Annotated in this window: 12 protein-coding genes; 5 read left to right on the forward strand and 7 right to left on the reverse strand. The window is 64.3% G+C overall.

The genetic code is table 11. The annotated features are described in order from the left end of the window. Window positions 1-52 precede the first annotated feature (52 nt). From H0274_RS00855 to H0274_RS00865, 3 genes are all read left to right on the forward strand, one after another. Window positions 53-1345: a sugar MFS transporter gene (locus tag H0274_RS00855; RefSeq protein ID WP_226792233.1), complete on the forward strand. Its 1293-nt coding sequence runs from the start codon at window positions 53-55 to the stop codon at window positions 1343-1345. Between the two features lie 99 nt (window positions 1346-1444). Beyond that, window positions 1445-2206, forward strand: coding sequence for an HpcH/HpaI aldolase family protein (locus tag H0274_RS00860; protein WP_226792235.1), 762 nt, complete (start codon window positions 1445-1447; stop codon window positions 2204-2206). Between the two features lie 131 nt (window positions 2207-2337). Further along, the gene (locus tag H0274_RS00865) at window positions 2338-3243 is read left to right on the forward strand and encodes a cupin domain-containing protein (RefSeq protein ID WP_226792237.1); all 906 of its coding nucleotides are present in this window, start codon (window positions 2338-2340) and stop codon (window positions 3241-3243) included. A 104-nt stretch (window positions 3244-3347) separates the two neighbouring features. Here the strand turns inward: H0274_RS00865 and H0274_RS00870 are convergent, their stop codons facing one another. The 5 genes from H0274_RS00870 to H0274_RS00890 form a co-directional block, all read right to left on the reverse strand. Continuing rightward, window positions 3348-4283, reverse strand: a complete 936-nt coding sequence (locus H0274_RS00870; RefSeq protein ID WP_226792239.1) for a beta-keto acid cleavage family enzyme — start codon at window positions 4281-4283, stop codon at window positions 3348-3350. A gap of 8 nt (window positions 4284-4291) precedes the next feature. Beyond that, the gene (locus H0274_RS00875; RefSeq protein ID WP_226792241.1) at window positions 4292-5749 is read right to left on the reverse strand and encodes an NAD-dependent succinate-semialdehyde dehydrogenase; all 1458 of its coding nucleotides are present in this window, start codon (window positions 5747-5749) and stop codon (window positions 4292-4294) included. A 13-nt stretch (window positions 5750-5762) separates the two neighbouring features. After that, window positions 5763-6218, reverse strand: a complete 456-nt coding sequence (locus H0274_RS00880; RefSeq protein WP_226792243.1) for a nuclear transport factor 2 family protein — start codon at window positions 6216-6218, stop codon at window positions 5763-5765. A 14-nt stretch (window positions 6219-6232) separates the two neighbouring features. Then, window positions 6233-7387: an iron-containing alcohol dehydrogenase gene (locus H0274_RS00885; protein WP_226792245.1), complete on the reverse strand. Its 1155-nt coding sequence runs from the start codon at window positions 7385-7387 to the stop codon at window positions 6233-6235. 85 nt (window positions 7388-7472) lie between these two features. Next, window positions 7473-8255 carry an SDR family oxidoreductase gene (locus H0274_RS00890; RefSeq protein ID WP_226792247.1) on the reverse strand — a complete coding sequence of 261 codons (783 nt, stop codon included), beginning with the start codon at window positions 8253-8255 and terminating at the stop codon, window positions 7473-7475. A 270-nt stretch (window positions 8256-8525) separates the two neighbouring features. On the opposite strand from H0274_RS00890, the gene H0274_RS00895 reads away from it, so the two are divergent. Then, on the forward strand, window positions 8526-9806 hold the full coding sequence (locus H0274_RS00895) for an MFS transporter (protein WP_226792249.1): 1281 nt from the start codon (window positions 8526-8528) through the stop codon (window positions 9804-9806). Between the two features lie 18 nt (window positions 9807-9824). On the opposite strand, the gene H0274_RS00900 is transcribed toward H0274_RS00895, so the two are convergent. Continuing rightward, a complete protein-coding gene (locus H0274_RS00900; RefSeq protein ID WP_226792251.1) occupies window positions 9825-10727 on the reverse strand; it encodes a hypothetical protein in 903 nt (300 codons plus the stop codon). Then, window positions 10728-12977 (reverse strand): nuclear transport factor 2 family protein, encoded by a 2250-nt coding sequence (locus H0274_RS00905; RefSeq protein WP_226792253.1) that lies wholly within the window; start codon window positions 12975-12977, stop codon window positions 10728-10730. Window positions 12978-13185: 208 nt separating this feature from the next. Here H0274_RS00905 and H0274_RS00910 point away from each other — a divergent pair, with 208 nt between their 5' ends. Continuing rightward, window positions 13186-14166 carry an AraC-like ligand-binding domain-containing protein gene (locus H0274_RS00910; RefSeq protein WP_226792255.1) on the forward strand — a complete coding sequence of 327 codons (981 nt, stop codon included), beginning with the start codon at window positions 13186-13188 and terminating at the stop codon, window positions 14164-14166. Window positions 14167-14232 lie beyond the last annotated feature (66 nt).

Consider the following 14232-nt stretch of genomic DNA (forward strand, 5'->3'; position numbering starts at 1 on the left):
GGACGGCGGCGTTTTTCCGCGTCTTTTCAAGGCATAAAGGAAGATCGCACGCATGGCTCTTGCTCCCGACATTGCGAGCAGCACCGATCCGAACCCGCTGGAGGAATTCGGCGCCCCGGTCCATGCGCCGGGTCTGCAGGGTTTCGTTTTCGCGCTGTTCTTCATTTTTGGGGGCATCACATCGCTCAACGACGTGATCATTCCGAAGCTGAAAGAGCTGTTCACGCTGAATTACACCCAGGCCATGCTGGTGCAGTTCTGCTTCTTCACGGCCTATCTGGTGATCGGCATTCCCGGCGCGAAGCTGGTCAAGAAAATCGGCTATATGCGCGGCGCGGTGGCCGGGCTGCTGACGATGATGCTGGGCTGCCTGCTGTTCATTCCCGCTTCGCAGACGGCCACTTACGGCCTGTTCCTCTTCGCCCTGTTCGTGCTGGCCAGCGGAGTGGTGGTGGTGCAGGTGGTGGCCAATCCGCTGATCTCCCTGCTCGGCCCGGCAAGCACGGCGCATAGCCGACTGACCTTTGCCCAGGCATTCAATTCGCTGGGCACCACGCTGTTCCCCATTTTCGGTTCGATCCTGATCCTGGGCAGCCTCGCCGCGATGAGCGCCAGCGAGCTGAGCGGCCCCGCGCTGGATGCCTACCGCACGCAGGAAACCTCCACTATCGTGAAGGCCTATGGCGGCCTTGCGGTCGCGCTTGCGCTGGTGGCGGGGGCGGTCTGGATATTCCGGAACCAGCTGAAGGGAGAAAGCCATTCCCAGAGCGGCGGGCTGGCCGGGCTGGACCTGCTGAAACGCCCGCGCTTCGGCTACGGCGCCTTGTGCATCTTCCTCTATGTCGGGGCGGAAGTGTCCATCGGCTCGCTGATCGTCAGCTATCTGATGCAGGCCCATGTGCTGGGGCTGGGGGAACAGGCTGCGGGCAAGCTGATCGGGCTCTATTGGGGCGGGGCGATGATCGGCCGTTTCGCGGGCTCGGTGCTGTTGCGGATGCTCAGTCCCGGCAAGGTGCTGGCCTGTGCGGCGGCGGGCGCCATCACGCTGCTGCTTGTTTCAGCCAATAGTTCCGGCGCCGTCTCGGGCTATAGCCTGCTTGCCATCGGGCTGATGAATTCGATCATGTTCCCCACCATCTTCACGCTCGCCTGCGAGAGGCTGGGCGCGCGTGCGGCGGATGGATCGGGCATCCTCAACGTGGCGATCTCGGGCGGGGCGGTTGTGCCGCTGGCCACGGGGATGGTCGCCGATGTCAGCGGCAGCCTGGCGATTGCGCTTACCTTGCCTGCCCTGTGCTATGCCGTGATCGCAGGGTTCGGGATATTCGCCCGCAGGCCGGCCTGAGGCCCGCTTGGTCGGCAATTCCCGCCGCTCCTGCAAAGAGCGCCGCGCGAAACACGGCCAGAGGAGGTGTTTCGGCAAGGCGGGAGGGCAGGCAGGCTCATGGATAATTTCATCGACCGGGTGCGGGGCGGCAAGCGCGGGATCATCGGCACCTGGGTGAAAATTCCGGCGCTGGAAACGGTCCAGCTGCTGGCTCATGCCGGGTTCGAATTCGTGGTGATCGACATGGAGCACGCGCCCCATGCGCTCGACCGCGCGAACGAACTGGTCTTCGCCGCGCAATCCATGGGCATGGCGGCGGTGGTGCGCCTGCCGGACCATACCGGCCACGCGATCCAGCCTCTGCTCGACGGCGGGGCGGATGGCCTGCTTATTCCGCGTGTGACCAGCCTGGACCTTGCGCATGACATCACCTCCCGCATGATCTTCGCCCCGCGCGGCCTGCGCGGGCTGGGCTTCACCTCTCGCGCGGGCAAATGGGGGCTGGGCTCCATCCCGGATTATCTGAAGCGGGGGGATGAACAGTGCCTGCGGATGATCCAGCTGGAGGACTGGGCCTCGCTGGAACAGACCAGAGCCTTCGCGGAGCTGGAGCATGTCAACGGCGTGTTCATCGGCCATGGCGACCTGTTCCTTTCCAGCGGCAAACCCGCCAGCGATCCCGCCGTGTGCGATCTTACGGCCCGTATGCTCGCCGCCACCAAGGAGGCGGATGTCCTCTCGGGCATCGCCGTGGGTAGCCCGGCCGAAGCGCGCGAGGCGCTGGACATGGGATTCTCGCTGGTGATGGTGAGCAACGACACTACCCTGTTTGGCAAGGCTGCGGCCGAGGCAGTGCGCGCCACGCTGGAGGGGCGCTGAGCATTTGCTCCACGGGGCGTGCAGATTTTCCCGTCGCGGCATGGCGGGCAAATTGCGTTGCTGCCCATACCCGCCTTTCCTAGCCCGGCGGGGTGAGGAGGCGGCCAGTTCGCCGTCCGAAGGAGATGACGATGTACGAAGCCGACGATCCCCGTTCCCGCCTTTCCACTGCTGGGGGAGGCACCGGCCCGGCATCGGCCTTCGGCGAATCCACCTATGCCGAATTCTGTGACAAGCCCCCGCAGGAGAGCGGGCCGGGCTGGAAGACCTGGTATGTGCGCGGGCAGAACTTCGTGGTCTGCTATTCCCTGGTGGAACCGGGCGCCGTGCTGGAACGCAAGGGGCAGGTGGATGAATATGTGCTGCTGCTGCATGATCCCCAAAGCTCAGCCACGGTGGAAGCGGACGGGGAGCAGGTGCAGGTGCCCGGTTATTCCATCACCATGATCCCGCCGGGGGACAGCCGCATCACAGTTACCGGGGGCGCTTATCTGGTGCGGATGATTTCCACGCAGAACGCGGATATTACGGCGAAGGCACCTAACAACGCCAAATATGCCGGGCCCCATCCGCAGATCCCGCCTTTCAAGGCATGGCCCGATCCGGTGGGCGGTTTGCGCATCCGCAGCTACAGCCTGGATGTGCCCGATCAGGAAGGGCGCTTCGGCAAGATCTTCCGCTGCAGCACCTTCATGATCAACGTCTTCCCCCCGCAGGGGCCGCGCGATGTGACCAAGCTGAGCCCCCATCACCACGACGATTTCGAGCAATGCTCGCTCGCGCTGGAAGGGCTCTATGTCCACCACCTGCGTTGGCCGTGGACCGCGAACCAGCATGACTGGCGGGAGGATGAGCATGTGACGGTGGGCTCGCCTTCCGTCTGCGTGATCCCGCCGCGTGTGATCCACACTTCCGCCCCCTCCGCGGCGGGTTCCAACGTGCTGGTGGACATCTTCGCCCCGCCGCGCGTGGACTTTTCGGAAGTCGCGGGCTGGGTGCTGAATGCGGATGATTATCCGATGCCGGCGGCGAATTGAGCTACCCTGTCACCCCGGGCTTGTCCCGGGGTCCAGCTTACTTTGTGGCGCTTGTTGAAGAAGCTGGATCCCGGAGCAAGTCCGGGATGACCTAATAAAGGGGCCTAAAACCCCACCGCGTCCCCGCCCTTGAGACCGAGCATCTCCCGCGCCTCGGCCGGAGTGGCGATCTCGCGGCCCAGCGCTTCCACTACCAGCCGGATCTTGGCGACCTGTTCGGCATTGGAGGTGGCCAGCTCGCCCCGGCCGATGAACAGGCTGTCTTCAAGCCCCACGCGGACATTTCCGCCCAGCAGGGCCGATTGGGTGCAGAACTGCATCTGATGCCGCCCGGCAGCAAAGGCGGAGAAGATGTAATCCTCCCCGAACAGGCTGTCGGCAATCGTCACCATATGGGCCAGATTGCGCGGGTCCGCGCCGATCCCGCCCAGAATGCCGAACACGCCCTGGATCAGGAAGGGCGGCTCTACAAGGCCCAAGTCGGCGAAATGGGCGAGGGTGTAGAGATGGCCGATATCGTAGCATTCGAATTCGAACTTCGTGCCGAATTCGCGGCCCACTTCCAACATGATCCGCTCGATAAAGGCGTTGTCATTATACATGATCCGCCCGCGCGAACCGGCGACATAGTCCTGTTCCCAGGCGTGCTGCCAGTGCTCCACGCGCTTTCCGGCGGCGGAGAAATCGAAGATCAGCGGACCCATGTTGAGCGAGCAGACTTCCGGCCGCGCGGCCTTGGCCCCCTCCAGCCGCGCGTCCAGCGACATGGTGGCGCTGCCGCCGGTGGAGATGTTGATCACCGCGTCGCTCGCCTGCTTGATCCGGGGGAGGAACTTCATGAAGTCCTCCGCACGCGGGCTGGGGCTGCCGTCCACATCGTTGCGGGCGTGGAGATGCAGGATCGCCGCCCCCGCCTGTGCGGCGCCTATGGCGGCTTCCGCAATCTGGTCCGCCGTCACCGGCAAATGCGGCGACATGGAGGGCGTATGGATCGAGCCGGTGGGCGCGCAGGTGATGATGACTTTCGAATGCTTGCGCATTGTGCCTCCTAAAGGCCTGCGTGGCAGAGATATTTGAGGTTCTGATATTCGCTCAGGCCGTGATGCGATCCTTCGCGGCCGAGGCCGGACAGCTTCACTCCGCCAAAGGGCGCCAGCGGGCTGGAGACGAGGCCGGTATTGATCCCCACGATCCCGCTTTCCAGATCGCGCCCGACACGGGCGATGGTCGCCGGATCGCTGGAGCAGAGATAGGCGGCCAGGCCGAAGGGCGTATCGTTGGCCAGCTTCACGCCCTCTTCCACGCTGTCGAAGCCAATCACGCCCGCCAGCGGCCCGAAGGTTTCCTCCCGCGCCAGCAGTGCATCGGGGCGCACACTGCCCAGCAGACTGGGCTGCGCAAGGCGCCCGCCGGGAGAGGCCCCGCCCGCGAGCAGTTGCGCGCCGCCGGAGATGGCATCTTCCCGGTGGGCATCGACCTTGGCGATGGCGCGTTCGTCGATCAGCGGGCCGATGTCGCTTGCCTCGTCGAACCCGTCGCCCGCTTTCATTGCGGAAATGCGGGTGGCGAGGGCGGACAGGAAGCGCTGCTCGATCCCGCGCTGCACATAGATGCGATTGGCTGCGATGCAGCTCTGCCCGCCGTTGCGGAACTTGGCGACCATGGCGGTTTCCACTGCCGTATCGAGATCGGCATCATCGAACACCAGCAGGGGCGCATTGCCGCCCAGCTCAAGGCTCAGCCGCTTGATCGTGGGGGCGCAGGCTTCGGCCAGGAAGGCACCCACCGGGGTCGATCCGGTGAAGGACAGTTTCCGCACCACCATGCTGGAAGTCATCACTTCGCCGATGGAGCGCGAATGGCCGGTCACCACGCTAAACACGCCCGCCGGAACTCCGGCCTCCTCGCCCAGCTTGGCAAAGGCGAGGGGGGTGAGCGGGGTCAGTTCCGCAGGTTTGGCCACCATGGTGCAGCCCGCCGCCAGTGCGGGGGCGACCTTGCGGGTCAACATGGCGAGCGGGAAGTTCCATGGCGTGATCGCCACGCACACGCCCAGCGGTTCCTTCTCCACCAGCAGGCGGCGGCCGGAAACGGGGGAGGGGATCAGCTCGCCCAGATCATGCGCGGCATAATCGGCGTAGAATTCCATGAAGCCGTTGCCGTAATCCACTTCGGCGCGGGCTTCCTTCAGTGTCTTGCCGTTCTCGCGGGTTATCAGCCGGGCAAGGTCTTCGCGGTGGCGCAGGATCAACTCGCCCCAGCGGCGCAGGATGGCGCAGCGTTCCTTGACCGGGCGGCGGGCCCAGGCGGGGAAAGCTTCCTGCGCTGCATCGATGGCACTGGCCACTTGCGCCTTGGAAAGATCGGGGATCGTGCCGATAGTCTCCAGCGTGAAGGGATCGTCCACGCTGATCGGCGCGGCATCGGACCCTGTCCATGTGCCGCCGATATAGGCCCTGTTCAGCAGCAGCCTGGCTTCGTCCAATGCGCCTCTTTGCCCGGTCATAAATCCTCCAGCCTCAATCGTCGTCGAGATTGGGGTTGGTTACCGGAACATCGCCCTCGAACAGATGCTCGAAGCGGCGATAGGTGCACAGCCAGCGGCCATCACGGCGGACATAGCGGTCGGTCGCCAGCGAAATGGTGATCGGCGCGTGGGAGGGCTGGATGCGCTCGCCATTGCGGGCATAGAGCATCAGGAAATTGGTGGCCTCCGCGCTATCTGCCCCGGTGAACCAGGCGCGGAAATTGGTGAAGGAATGGACCGAAAGGCGCGGGCCCTGGGCAATGCGCCAGTCGTAGAATTGCTGGATTTTCTCCACGCCGAGATAGGAGGCATATTGCCCGTGGAACTCGGCATCCTCGACATAATAGCCTGACGCGTTGCGTCCGCCATTGAAGTCGATCTCATGCCAATATTCGGCGAGCTGGAGCGACAGCTCCGCATTCAGTTGCAGCAATTCGGCGTCAGCCATTTCCATTCCTCTTGTCAAAGTGCCGCTTCGTAGATCGCCCGCGCATCGCCTTCGGTGACTTCGCGCGGGTTGCGCATCAGCAGGCGCTGCACGGTGATGGCCGCGGCGGCCATGTGCGGGATCGTGTTGGCGCTGATTCCGAATGCGGAAAGCCGCCGCTCGATGCCGATGGCGGCGGAAAGCCGCTCTATCTCCTCGATGCCGCGCAATGCATCGGCATGGTCGTCGCCCGTGGGCGTAACTCCCATCGCATGGGCCACGGCGGCATAGCGCTCTGGCGCAGCTTCCAGATTGAAGCGCAGCACGTGGGGCAGCAGCAGAGCATTGGCCACACCGTGGGCGATATGGAATTCGCCCCCCAGAGGATAGGCCAGCGCATGAACGGCGGCGGTGTTGACCGGGCCAAGGCACTGCCCGCCCAGATGGCTGGCGCGCAGCATCCCCTCCCGCGCTTCCATGTCGTTCCCGTCAGTCCAGGCGCGTTCGAGATAGCGGGAGATGAGCGCAATGCCCTCCAGCGCCCAGCCATCCACCACCGGATGAGCAAAGCGATTGGCATAGGCTTCGATGCAATGGGTCAGCGCGTCGATCCCGGTCGCGGCGGTTACACTGCGCGGCATGCTGCGCGTCAGCTCGGGGTCGAGATAGGCGAAATCGGGCACCAGATGCGGGCTGACCACGCCCTTCTTCAGCAGGGCGGCGGTATCTTCCACGATGGCGATGGGTGTCGCTTCGCTGCCCGTCCCGGCAGTGGTGGGAATGCAGGCCAGCGGTAAAGCGCGCCGGGTAAGCAGATCGGTGCCGACCACGTCGAGCACCTGCTGCTTGCCATCGGCCAGTGCGGCGACCAGCTTGGCCACGTCCATCGCGCTGCCGCCGCCGAAGCCGACAATGGCCTGCGCGCCGAATTCCAGCGCGGCGGCTATGGCGGCGGCAAGATCGTCCAGCGTCGGTTCCCCGTCGCGCGCTTCGTGAATACGGGCCACGCTGCCGATTGCGGCGAGCGCCGCCTCCAGCCCTTCGCACAGGGAACGGATCGGTGCGCCCGTGACGATCAGCACGCGCCGGCAGCCCAGCCCCGCGAGATCTCCGGCGCATTGGGGGGCGACCCCCGGCCCGAGGCGCAGGGTGCGAACATTATGCAGAGTTAGAGTGGCAGGCGGTTTCAAGAGGGGTTCCCCCGACGGTTTCCGCCCTCTCTCCACTTGCATCACCGGCCTGTCTTGACCGTAACGGCGCGCTTATCGCACCCGATCAAAGCGCCGCGACATACCCCCCGTCGAGCGGAATGGTCGCGCCATTGACATAGGCCCCCGCGCGCGATGCCAGGAACACCACCAGCCCTTCCACATCCTGCGCGCTGCCGGGCCGGCCGAGCGGTATGTAGGTGGCCACGCTTTTCTTCACCGCATCGGAATCGGTGTCGGTCAGACGGGAAGGGAAGGGGCCGGGGGCAATGGCGTTCACCGTGATCCTGTCCGGCCCCAGCGCCTTGCAGAGCGAGCGGGTGAGGTGGTGAATTGCCGCCTTGGAGGTGTTGTAGGCATGGGCTTCCCAATTGGGGATGTGCAGTCCGCCGATGGAGCCGAGATTGATGATCCGCGCCGGATCGTTCTCGGTTGCCGCCGCCTTCAGCAGCGGCAGGAGCTGCTGGGCGAGGAAGAAGGCGGCGCGGACATTGACGTTCATCACCATGTCCCAATCGGCCACGCTCATTTCGGCCAGACTGCCCGGGCCGTTCGCCCCGGCATTGTTCACCAGCAGGTCGAGGTGGGGTTCCGCTGCCGTCAGTTGCGTGGCGAGGGAGGCTGGCCCATCCTCCGCGCCCAGATCGGCGGCGAGGCCGATACAGGTGCCGCCCTCCGCCGAAAGCTCGGCTGCGAAGGCTTCCGCGCGAATGGCATCCCGGCCTGAGATGTAGGTTTTCACTCCGCGGCCAACCAGCCCGCGCGCGATCATCGCGCCGATGCCGCTGGTGCCGCCGGTGACCAGTGCGGTCTTTCCGGCGAGGGAAAACAGGGGATCGGTATGGCTCATCGCAGCCTCCTTGCGAGCGTGAAAATCCAGCGTGCGATGGCTCAATAAGAACGGATTTCCGCCGCTTGCAAGTAGGCAGAAGCGGGCTTGCGAATATTGATAATCCGTCAATTCGGGGTGCCGCGACAATCAAGCCGGAGTGGTGGAGAAGATTAGATAACGGGGCGAATGCCCATGCAGGCAATCTTCGCGCCACCGGACTCGCCAATCTCCACAAGGGTGCTAGTTCGTTTCCTAATCAATAAAAAAGCAATCCTTGGGGGATGCAGGATGTTCACCTGGTATCGGGAATCCGACAAGAAGACGCGCCGCCTGTTCTGGACCTGCGGGGCAGGCTGGGTGATGGATGCGGCGGATGCGCAGGTCTATCAATATCTCATCCCGCTGCTGATCGGATCGCTGGGCCTCACTCTGACCGAGGCAGGCTCCATCGCCAGCGCCAATTATTTCTCCGCCGCCATCGGGGGCTGGCTGGGCGGTTGGCTTTGCGACCGCTATGGCCGCGCGCGGATATTGCAGCTGACCATCCTGTGGTTTTCCGTCTTTTCCTTCCTTTCCGGCTTTGCGCAGAATTACGAACAATTGCTGGCGATCCGCATCCTGCACGGGATCGGTTTCGGTGCGGAATGGGCCGTGGGGGCGGTGCTGCTGGGCGAGATGATCTCCCCGAAACATCGCGGCAAGGCGCTGGGCGCGGTGCAGGCGGGCGCGCCCATCGGATCGGGCATCGCCGCATTGCTGGCCGGGCCGGTGGCGGCATGGTTCGATCCTGAAACGGGCTGGCGCGTCGCCTTCTGGGTCGGCCTGCTGCCCGCCCTGCTGATCTTCTTCGTTCGTCGGGGTTCGGACGATTCCGATGTCTACAAGCGCGCGCGCGAACGGCAGAAGGCCACCGCGCGGGCATCGCGGCTGGCGGACATCTTCACGCGCCGGGTCATCGGCATTACGCTGCTTGCCTCGCTGCTCTCGCTAGGCGTGCAGGGCGCGGCCTATTCCGTGGCCAATTATCTCACCACATTCATGACGCAGGAACGCGGGCTGACCCAGTCCGTGGCGGCCTATCTGGTGCTGGTGAACAGCGCGGGCGGCTTCCTGGGCTGCATGGTCAATGCCTATCTCAGCGACAAGCTGGGCCGCAGGGCAGTGTTCCGCCTGTTCGGCCTGGGCTTCCTGATCATGGCCTCGATCTATCTGTTCGGCCCGTGGGGCGGCAATGTCGCCATCCTGATCCCGGTGGGCATGATCTACGGCTTCTTCCAGTTCGGCATGTATGCCTCTTTCGGGCCCTATTTCACTGAGCTGTTCCCCACGGAGATTCGCGGAAATGGCCAGGCCTTTGCGTATAATTCCGGGCGTGCAGCGGCTTCGCTGTTCATCATGGGCGTGCCGCTGGTGGCGCAGTTCATGTCGCTGAGCGCGGCGATGGCGACTTTGGGGATCGTGGGCATCATCTGCGCGCTGATTCCCACGCTGATCCTGCCGGAAACCGTGGGCCGCGAACTGCGCGATCTGGATGGGGAAGCCCAGCCCCGGCCCGCTCCGGCCGAGTGAGTGCCGGCCGGTCCGGCTTCAGGGCCGGACCGGATCGCTCGACGGCCAGAAGCGCGAGGTGGAGGCGGGCAGGAAGCCGAAGAACGCGTTGATCGCACGGATTTCGCCGCCCCACACCTTGAAGCCTTCGAAGGTGACGAGAGCATTGCCCGGCCCGTAGGAGCCGGTATCGCCGAAGTTCATCCATAGCAGCACGGTGCCGTTTTCCTCATCCACCGCAGCCACGCTGGGGATGATGGCGGGATGGAGCATCAGGCGCTGCGAATACATGCCGCAATCGTCGCGTCCGCAGCCGTCCCCGGCCGTTATGACGCCGTTCTCCACCCGGTAGGTGCCGTCCGCGAAACGCGTGCCGGCATCGGTGAAATTCCCGATCCTCAGCCCTTCGGTATAGCGTAGCGCGGTGGCGATCATGGTGGCACGGCTCTGCCGCTTCTCCGCCGGGACGGGATTGTTCATGCCTTTGATCGGGGCGCCCAGCTCGGTGGGCTGGAAGCGGGAATCGGGCTGAATGCGCTGCACGAGCGTTTCGATCCCGGCAATCAGGCCACCTTCCAGATGGAGCACGGCGGAATAGAGCACCGGGATCGTCCCCTCGCGCAGTTCCACATGCGTGGCCGCGATCTGCTTTTGCGGGTCGAGATAGTCCTGCCGAAAGCTGGCCTTGCCGCTGACTGTCTGCCACAGGCCCTCGCCGAGCTTCAGCTCCTTGCCATCCTCGGTAAAGCGCGCCTTGCCCGCGAGTTGCAGGCGGGCGGGATCATGGGCGAGCAGGGCGTCGAGATAGGCAGTGACCGTGCCTTCGAGGCATTTCCGGTCGCACTCGGCGGCGGATGCCTGCGCCGGGGCGAGCAGCGTACCGAACGCAACAAGGGCGGCCAGCGCCGCCCCTGTCTTGAGTCTGTTGGATGTCCTGACCATTCATTCGCCTCCGTCCATCACCATCGCGTCGGGCGGTGTCAGTTCGATCCCGATCCCGTCGATTTCCGGCCCGTTGGGCGGCATCTGATAGCCATTGGCGATCAGGCGCGACTGGGGCAGCAGCAGGCTGGGCGTGCTGTCCGGCCAGTAATTTTCCGGCTCCCGCCCGCTGACGGGGTTCTTGTAATGGAACCACATGGGCAGGATGCCCGGCCAGTTGATCGTCTTGCCAGTGCCGCCCCGGAAATGCTCCGCGCGGCGGCCCAGCGCGGTCATCAATATGTCCGGCGGCAGGCGCTTCACCAGCGGGCTCGCGCCCGATCCTTCGCCGCTTTCAACCGGCTTCACGCCGGACCAGCCGCCCTTCCAGCCGGCCATGGTGAAATAGGGCTCGTCGATGGTGAGGCTCCACAGCCGCCAGACGCCATCCTCGTTCACGGCCTGATCGTTGGGATACATGCCGCCGAACAGGGACGAGGAATAGAAGCTGTTGCCATCGCCATCGGGCTTGGCCGTGCGCGGCTGGAACAGGCGGGTGCGCAGATTGGCGGAACGCCCGTCATAGGAAACATGGATCACCGGCTGGGTGCGCCAGTGGTAGGAAATGCCGGGCCGCGTTTCCGGTGGTTTGCCATACATGGCGGTGGCCGCTGCCCTGATCCGTTCCTGCCCCAGATAGAAGCCGGCGAAGGGCGAATGTTTGTTGCCCTTCTTCGCGAAGATGGAAGCCATTTCCATCCACTGGAAGTCGGTCAGGTAATAGCCATAGGCGTGGGAGACATTCTCCACCGCGTCGAAGGCGGCGGAGCGGCGCAGCTTGCGCTTTGCCTCCAGCAGGCGGACCTCGCCTTCCGCAACGGGACCGGCAGGAGCAACCGGAGGGGAAGCCGCGACGGTGCTGCCCTGCGCCACGATCCGCGCACCTGCCAGCGTCACTTCCTTGCCGGTCACAGGGTTGGGTTCGATAAAGGCGGGCAGCAGGCCGTCGGCCGGGCGCGCAATGCCGCCCTTGCCCCAGCCGGGGCCGAAGTCGGCCTTCAGCAAGGGGTAGAGGTGCAATTCCCTGATCTTCCACAGGCCCTGATCCTTCACGAAGCGATTGCGGAAGATCGTGAATTCCCAGGAAGCGGTGCCCTTGTCCGCTTCGCCCACCATGCCCAGTTCCAGCCCGCGCGAAACAGCTTCCATCCCGCCGGGCAGCACTTCCACCATGGTGCCGAACAGGGGCCGGTCATTGAGCTGGCCGTGAGTGAGCCCTTCCGGGCCCATCAGTTCCATCGCCCGGCGCGCGCCTTCCTTGCCGCTGAAGGTTCCCTCCCCGGCGATCTCCACTACGGCATCGTCCGTGAACAGATCGGTCACGTCGGTCCACATCTTGCGGTCCACGTAATAGCCATAGGCGTTCTGCAGATTGCGGACCGCGTCTTCCTGGTTGAGCAGGTCGATCCGTTGTTCCAGCTCGCTCAGGCTGGCCGGGCTTTTCGGCGCCCGGCCCTGCGCGGCGGGGATCGGGATGCCCGTTTCGTCCACGGTGAAATGATAGGGGATCTGGGGCAGATCCTTGCCCCCGATATTGGACCAGCCCTTTTCGTAATCCCCCTCATATTGGGGGTAATAGCGCATCAGCGAGAGCTTCCACTTGCCGTCTTCCAGCACATATTCGTTCTCGTAGATGCCGCCTTCGATGCGGGTCTTGCCTTTGCCGTCCCCCATCATGGCCATGGTTTCCCAGCGGCCCTTGGCGCTTTTGCCATCGACGGAGAGGTTGATGATGTCATCCTCGATCAGTTCGCTGTGCAATGCGCCGGGCGGCAGCCCTTTGGCCCCGCCGACACGGGCTTTCAGCCAGTCTGCAATGGCCTTCGGGCCGGAAATGGTCTTGTCCCCCCACACAATCCGCGCATCCCGGGCGAAGAGGGGAGCCATCTCGTCCCACAGGGCAAATTGCGCATATTGGGCATAGCTGCGCTGAATATCCTTCACGGCGCGGACGGATTCCACGCGCTCCACATCGCGCGCCAACTGGTCCAGCTGGGCGGAAGGCACTTGTTGCGCCTGGGCTGACGTGGCGTTCAGGACCATGAGCGTCGCGGTCAGGGGTATGAGGATACGCGGCAATTCTGCCAAACCTTGCGTCACGGCATCGCTCCCATATTTTGTCGAGTAGAGGGCCTCCCGCTGCGAGCCATGCGGGGCGGGGGCGGGTTGGGCAAGGTTCGATTGCCCCCGCGTCGCCTCAGGGCCGATCATTGCGCCATTTCAGTCAAGAGTGGCGCCGTCAGGTCAAAATCCATCAAGTGTCATTGCCTCGCGAGTAAAGCTTGGATTGCGCCGACATGCGAGCCAATCTGGCATGATCCGTGTGAGTTGACTTACACAATTGCAGGTGCGACCACTCGCCCACGGATTTGCGGGTTACCGTCCGGAAAGGATGGGGCCCACCGGGAGGAATGGCCTGATGGAGTTTTTCAGCACACTGGGCTTACCCGCTGCGGGGCGCGCTGCGGCGTGGAACGCCATTTACGCCACGCGGATGAGCAAGGTGGAATTCACGCCGGGCGACAAGGACAAGTTCGACGCCGAATTGCAGATCGGCCAGCTCGGCCCGGTCAAGCTGGCGCGGCTCTCCGTCGATCGTTGCAGTGTGGAACGCAAGCAGAGCCACATCGCGTCCAACACTCCGCGCATGTATAATTTCCTGCTCCAGGCGGAAGGGCAGAGCACCTTCTATCACTGCGGCAAGGAAGCAGAGCTGGTGGCGGGCGATTTCGTCCTGTGCGACACTGGCCTGCCGCATTATTTCCGCACCAATGACCGCTCGGTGACCGTGATGGTGCGTGTGCCGCCCGAAGTGTTGCGCGCCTATCTGCCAACGCCCGAGCAGTTCTGCGGCCAGCATCTGGGCCGGGCGACCGGGCTCACCGGCACGGTTGCCGCCATGGTGCGCGAACTGAGTGCAGGGGTTGGGCGGGATTTCTCGCCGCTGCATGAAGACCGGGTGGCGCGCTACCTGCTCGAGATGATCTCCATGTCCTACACCATGGGGTTCGATGCCCGGCAGGATGCTTCAGCCATCGCCTGGCAGCGCCGCAAGGACGTGATCCAGTTCATCGAGGATAATCTGCGCGATCCGGACCTGTCCCCGGCCAGCATCTCGACTGGCCTCAGGGTTTCGCCCCGCTATCTGCGCACCGTCTTTGCGCCGGGCGGCGAGAAGATGAGCGCCTATATATTGCGCCGCCGGCTGGAGGAATGCGCCCGGCAGATGTGCAACCCGGCGTGGAATGCCCATACGCTGACGGAGATCGCCTTCTCCTGGGGGTTCAACAGCGCGGCCCATTTCACGCGCACTTTTCACGAGAAATACGGCATGGCCCCGCGCGATTACCGCAAGGCCGGCCTGACCATGATTTCAGCCCTGGCCGAACCTGTGGGCTGAATTATTCGGCATCCTCAAAAAGGGTGCCGGCAATATGGGGGAGGGCGCACAGGCGACTGTGCGCCC

Origin of the sequence: Fulverythrobacter ferritrahens (genome assembly GCF_020539485.1) — a bacterium.
GTDB classification, from domain to species: domain Bacteria; phylum Pseudomonadota; class Alphaproteobacteria; order Sphingomonadales; family Sphingomonadaceae; genus Andeanibacterium; species Andeanibacterium ferritrahens.

What these genes read in the sequence shown, in the direction of transcription:
- H0274_RS00855 (WP_226792233.1), top strand. Translation starts at nt 53, where the DNA reads ATGGCTCTTGCTCCCGACATTGCGAGCAGCACCGATCCGAACCCGCTG.
- H0274_RS00860 (WP_226792235.1), top strand. Translation starts at nt 1,445, where the DNA reads ATGGATAATTTCATCGACCGGGTGCGGGGCGGCAAGCGCGGGATCATC.
- H0274_RS00865 (WP_226792237.1), top strand. Translation starts at nt 2,338, where the DNA reads ATGTACGAAGCCGACGATCCCCGTTCCCGCCTTTCCACTGCTGGGGGA.
- H0274_RS00870 (WP_226792239.1), bottom strand. Translation starts at nt 4,283, where the DNA reads ATGCGCAAGCATTCGAAAGTCATCATCACCTGCGCGCCCACCGGCTCG.
- H0274_RS00875 (WP_226792241.1), bottom strand. Translation starts at nt 5,749, where the DNA reads ATGACCGGGCAAAGAGGCGCATTGGACGAAGCCAGGCTGCTGCTGAAC.
- H0274_RS00880 (WP_226792243.1), bottom strand. Translation starts at nt 6,218, where the DNA reads ATGGCTGACGCCGAATTGCTGCAACTGAATGCGGAGCTGTCGCTCCAG.
- H0274_RS00890 (WP_226792247.1), bottom strand. Translation starts at nt 8,255, where the DNA reads ATGAGCCATACCGATCCCCTGTTTTCCCTCGCCGGAAAGACCGCACTG.
- H0274_RS00895 (WP_226792249.1), top strand. Translation starts at nt 8,526, where the DNA reads ATGTTCACCTGGTATCGGGAATCCGACAAGAAGACGCGCCGCCTGTTC.
- H0274_RS00900 (WP_226792251.1), bottom strand. Translation starts at nt 10,727, where the DNA reads ATGGTCAGGACATCCAACAGACTCAAGACAGGGGCGGCGCTGGCCGCC.
- H0274_RS00905 (WP_226792253.1), bottom strand. Translation starts at nt 12,977, where the DNA reads ATGATCGGCCCTGAGGCGACGCGGGGGCAATCGAACCTTGCCCAACCC.
- H0274_RS00910 (WP_226792255.1), top strand. Translation starts at nt 13,186, where the DNA reads ATGGAGTTTTTCAGCACACTGGGCTTACCCGCTGCGGGGCGCGCTGCG.